5 protein-coding genes and 4 pseudogenes are annotated in these 4813 nt (G+C 34.5%); 3 read left to right on the top strand and 6 right to left on the bottom strand.

What is annotated here, in order from left to right; genetic code table 11:
• Positions 1-140 precede the first annotated feature (140 nt).
• The gene (locus ARSQ2_RS03285) at positions 141-269 is read left to right on the top strand and encodes a transposase (protein ID WP_181994337.1); all 129 of its coding nucleotides are present in this window, start codon (positions 141-143) and stop codon (positions 267-269) included.
• A 3-nt stretch (positions 270-272) separates the two neighbouring features.
• A pseudogene (locus ARSQ2_RS03280) lies at positions 273-648 on the top strand (bile acid:sodium symporter); the annotation flags it as partial.
• 547 nt (positions 649-1195) lie between these two features.
• Here the strand turns inward: ARSQ2_RS03280 and ARSQ2_RS03275 are convergent.
• The 6 genes and pseudogenes from ARSQ2_RS03275 to ARSQ2_RS03250 form a co-directional block, all read right to left on the bottom strand.
• A complete protein-coding gene (locus tag ARSQ2_RS03275; protein WP_181994336.1) occupies positions 1196-1783 on the bottom strand; it encodes a DUF945 family protein in 588 nt (195 codons plus the stop codon).
• 163 nt (positions 1784-1946) lie between these two features.
• A complete protein-coding gene (locus ARSQ2_RS03265) occupies positions 1947-2465 on the bottom strand; it encodes a DUF945 family protein (RefSeq protein ID WP_181994338.1) in 519 nt (172 codons plus the stop codon).
• A 245-nt stretch (positions 2466-2710) separates the two neighbouring features.
• Positions 2711-3434 (bottom strand): annotated as a pseudogene (gene fliG / locus ARSQ2_RS03260) (flagellar motor switch protein FliG); the annotation flags it as partial.
• Positions 3421-3801 (bottom strand): annotated as a pseudogene (locus ARSQ2_RS03255) (transposase); the annotation flags it as partial. The pseudogenes fliG and ARSQ2_RS03255, both read right to left, overlap by 14 nt.
• Entirely contained in the window at positions 3797-3919 is a 123-nt protein-coding gene (locus ARSQ2_RS13560; protein WP_255487263.1) for a hypothetical protein, read from the bottom strand. The gene ARSQ2_RS13560 and the pseudogene ARSQ2_RS03255, both read right to left, overlap by 5 nt.
• The gene (locus ARSQ2_RS03250; protein WP_255487264.1) at positions 3916-4263 is read right to left on the bottom strand and encodes a transposase; all 348 of its coding nucleotides are present in this window, start codon (positions 4261-4263) and stop codon (positions 3916-3918) included. Before ARSQ2_RS03250 ends, ARSQ2_RS13560 begins: the two co-directional genes overlap by 4 nt.
• A 291-nt stretch (positions 4264-4554) precedes the next feature.
• On the opposite strand from ARSQ2_RS03250, the pseudogene ARSQ2_RS03245 reads away from it, so the two are divergent.
• A pseudogene (locus ARSQ2_RS03245) lies at positions 4555-4813 on the top strand (DUF177 domain-containing protein); the annotation flags it as partial.

Raw genomic sequence — 4813 nt, 5'->3', positions numbered from 1 at the left:
ATATTAACAGCGATGTTTTCTATGCATGGGTCACTCAAGTCCTTATCCCATTACTTCCTAAAAAAAGTGTAATCATGATGGATAATGCAACTTTTCACAAGAAACAGAGTATTCAATAAGTCATCATCGATGCGGGGCATATGGTAGAATATTTGCCTACCTATTCGCCAGATCTTAATCCAATTGAACATAAATGGGCACAAGCTAAATGCAAAAAAAGAGCGCTCGGATGCGACACAGATATTTTGTTCGCACTCAATATGGTGTAATCAAAATTAATTACTATTTCTGATCGTTCATCTATTTTATTAGTGGTTTATGTGGCTTTTAGTGAGGCGGTTATTGAAGGGATATGGTATAAAGTTGATGGCTGTTCGCTATTAATGATTGCGATTGTTAGCGGTTTTTTACTTGCTATAGTGATTTTATTTAATATTTACACCGCTCGTTATTTTGGTTTTAGTAAAGCCAATGAGATCACAATACTATTTTGTAGCTCTAAAAAGAGTTTAGTTAATCGTGTCCCTATGGCTAATATACTTTTTCCCTGCTCATTTAGTTGGTATTATTTTGCTACCAGTGATGATTTTTCATCAAATTCAATTAATGGTATGTGCGCTATTAGCGCAACGCTATGCGCTATGCTAAAACAGTCGTTAATATGAAAATTATTCAGCTTATTTAATTAATAGATACATAGCCATTTAATTTAACTCTTTCATTTTGTGTCTTTTCTTCACTTTGCATTTGCTTAACTTGTAGTAGTTTTTAGCTCAATAGAAAGGGGCAAACAGGTAAAGACAAGTTTTCAGCTGAATGTAAATTTTTTGGCGATCCTTGCAGGGCAACACTTTCTATTGTGGAATAATATTCCAGATTAAGTCTTAAAGTGAGATGATAATTTTTATTTGAAATGAACTGTCAAGATTAAGACGTAACATGGCTTGTTGAATACAGTTACTCTCATTTGAATCAGTGTTAGTTGAAATATGAATATTATTTTTTACCAAACAGTTTTCTATTTTTTTATTTTACTAATCAATGAGTTTTTTTTGGCTGATTATGCGGCTGCCTAGGCTTTATTAAAGGTCGACCTTTTATGATATTAATTTCATTCGGCATAGAAACTCTCTGGTATTAAAAATTGGTACAAAAGAGCCAGTATCTTAACTGGCTTTTGTCATTTTACTAAGATTTAATTTGATTGTGGGAGGGTTTTCGGTGTTATTGCTTGCTGAGACGATGGATTGTCCATCCAGCCAATATTAATTAAAAACTCAACTAATTTAAATGCTTGATTATTCATATTTAGTTCGTCACCGGCGTAATGAATATCCATCGTTATATTATCTTTTGTTACCAGAATCCATCGCAAAATTGGTATATCTTCATTCAATTGTGCTTTTTTCTCATTACTGAGGAAGTATTCTGTTGGTGATGTAAAGACATTTTGCTTAGCTGAACTTTCAAATTCACTAATTTGTGCAGTTGCTTTCTGACTAAATAATGTTTTTTGTTCCGGGGTGGTTACTTTATCATCTGAGCTTAGTATTTCTGTTTGGGTGAGCATTTCTATCAACATCGGTTTTGATAAATTAACATTGATATTAAAATGATTGAATAGTGCTTTGATGACCTGATCATATTGGTTATTTTGGCTATAAACAGAGAGTTGATTCAATGTCCAAGGCTTCATATCGATATCTATTTTGATATTGCTTTGACCGGCACTATTTTTCCAATAAAAAGGTTCGATGACAATTCTCGGACTATTCTTCAACAAGCTAGGTAGTTCTCAACTAATAACTGGGCGAAAATAGTATCTGCATTATAAAGAGGGTTGCCATTTGCTAAGTTGTGAGCAATTTCATCATTATAACTTTTTAGGAAATTACCAAACGCTTTAGCATCCATTCTTTCGATTAATAACGTAGGTTCTCTAGAACCTACGTTTTTTCTTTAGCGATAAGATTATTAATGTTATAAGAAATTTTATCGTCAATGCTATCGTCTTTTAGTACAGAATCTAAGTTAATAGCAAAATTTTTAAATGAAAATTTAATGTCATCGGTATTAAAATTAATATCGGAAATATTAAGCGTCTGTTTGCCGGAGTAGAAATTAAACGGAGTCAGTGATAAATCACTTTGGATATTAAGCCCTTTAAAGGTCATGCTTTCCGTTTTCTCTTTATTGCCGATAACAAAATTATCACTAACAACGGAAATTTTTATATTTTTAAGATCGGTATTGCCCACATAATTAATTTCACCACCGCTAAACGTTATATTTTTTCCATAAGGATTACCGTCTAGTGGACTTAAATTTAAATTTGCATCTAGGCCTTTATTAAAACCGACGTCAACATCACCAGTTATGAATGCTTCCTCCTGAGTATATTTGAATAGTTCTTCAGTGGTTGCATTTTTAACCAGTTCAATAGTGGTTGAGGCTAATCTTGGTATAGCTGGGCGACTTTAAAATAATTACAAGTAATTACTCTATATCAATAAATTTATATTGGAGAAAAACATATATTTTGTAATCAAAATTAAGTCGCTTAGCTATATTTGCCTACCTATTCGCCAGATCTGAATCCAATTGAACATAAATGGGCACAAGCTAAATGCAAAAAAAAGAGCGCTCGGATCCGACACAGATATTTTGTTCGCACTCAATATGATGTAATCAAAATTAAGTCGCTTAGCTATAGCAGGCGTTGCATCGAACGATCGTCGATTTCAATAAGATCCTCAAACAAGAACATGTCAGCAATGATTTTTTGCGCCAATTCATCGTCATATTCTTTAACGGCGCTAATAACCATTTCTTCTTGCTGGCTTTTCATCAAATTGATGATTTCGGCAGCAGTACGGATACCACCCATTTTACTTCGCTTAATATTTTGCTCATCGAGTAAACTATTAAGCACTTCAATTAACTCAGCTAAAGCGGACGGTTTTATGCCACCAAAGGTTGCGATCCTCAATACCACATCATGACCTAATTCTTCATCCAGCAGCGCTAAAATCTCAGCAGCTTGTCTCAGCAGCTTGGGTGCGCTTTTAATGAACTAAAGTAGCAGCAATAATTTGCGGATGTTCATCGCGGATCATTTCTACTGCCATTTCGGGTGCCATAAAGTTCAGTTTATCAATACCAGTGACGGTTTCCTTGGTCTCAAAAATATCTTCTAATAAACTATTAGCATGCTCTTCATGCAGCGCTTTGACTAATACTGAATTGAGGTAATCTCTGGTATTAAGATTAATTGCAGCATATTTGGTAGCATTTTCTTCGAATTCAGACAATATATTCGTCAATTGATGATTAGAAATATGAGCTAAATTTGATATGGCGACACTTAATTTTTTTACTTCACGGCTATTCAAATGTTTAAAAATTTCATCAGCCAGGTCTTCACCTACCGACATTATAGCTAAGCGACTTAATTTTGATTACACTATATTGAGTGCGAAAAAAAATATCTGTGTCGCATCCAAGCGCTCTTTTTTTGCATTTAGCTTGTGCCCATTTATGTTTAATTGGATTAAGATCTGGCGAATAGGTAGGCAAATATTCCACCATATGCCCCGCATCGATGATGACTTGTTGAATACTCTGTTTCTTTTGAAAAGTTGCATTATCCATCATGATTACACTGTTTTTAGGAAGTACTGGGATAAGGATTTGGGTGACCGATGCATAGAAAACATCGCTGTTAATATTGATATCAAATAATCCGATAGCAAACAGCGTTGTGCCCAATAAAGCGCCGATAACATTTGTTCTTCCTTTAGCTCCCCAGTTCTTGAGACCAACACACCGTTGACCTTTCGGGGAATAGCCCTGAGTCCGCGGGTATCGTGTGAAAAACCACTTTCATCAATAAAAACAATATGCTTACCTTCTTTTTCATAGTGTTTTTTGTTGAAACGTTTGTCGAGTGTTTTCCTCGGCTTTCGGATGACGACGTAGAGTTTTTTTATAGGTCAATCCCATTTTTTTAAGAGCTTGCCAAATGGCCTTCTGACAAACGGCAAAACGCTCTGCACGCTCTTTTTGGTAAGCATCTGGATATTCAACATCTTTTATCAACTCGGATTTATCGATTTTTCGCTGAAGCGTAGTCGATGCTTTTGGCTCTATTTGATTAATCCAACGCGATACAAATGCAGAGCCAATCCGAAATTTCTTCTCTGTTTCTGAGATACTCAACCCTTCTTCTTCCATCGTAAATATCACTTTACTTCTAAAATCAATTGAATAGCTGATATAAATAATGTCATCAAAATTAAGTCGCTTAGCTATAATATTAGGCGCATCAGCAATAACAATAAAAAGGTAAGTCTAATTTTTTGTAGTAGATGATAACGTGAAGATGACATTGACGCGAATACAATTGATTTCATAAAATATCTAAAATCCATAGCCAAATGAGGTGAGACATTTTAAACTAAATAGAGCTTAAATAGCGAATATTTGGTGGAAAAATAAGCAAAAGCAGCCTTTTCCTTTGACTATGTCTCATCACAAAGATAATATTCGCGCCTTATGCAAAAGGTAAAATTACCCTTAACGATTGATGCGCATCGCGCAGCACAAAAAATTGGATTATTCAGGATATTATTCACCTGAACAGGTTTTCCGTGTCGAAGAATCATTAATAAGTATAGATAGCGATGTAACTAGTGAGCTATCGTTTCCAATAGATAATCAACATTTAGTTGTCATAAGAGACGATTCTGATGTTAATGTCACGTTAAAATGTGAACGTTGTGGTATAGCTAAGCGTCTTAATTTTGATTACAAA

The organism is Arsenophonus endosymbiont of Bemisia tabaci Q2 (assembly GCF_902713415.1).
Lineage (GTDB): Bacteria > Pseudomonadota > Gammaproteobacteria > Enterobacterales > Enterobacteriaceae > Arsenophonus.
This window is presented reverse-complemented; position numbering and strand designations above follow the sequence as displayed.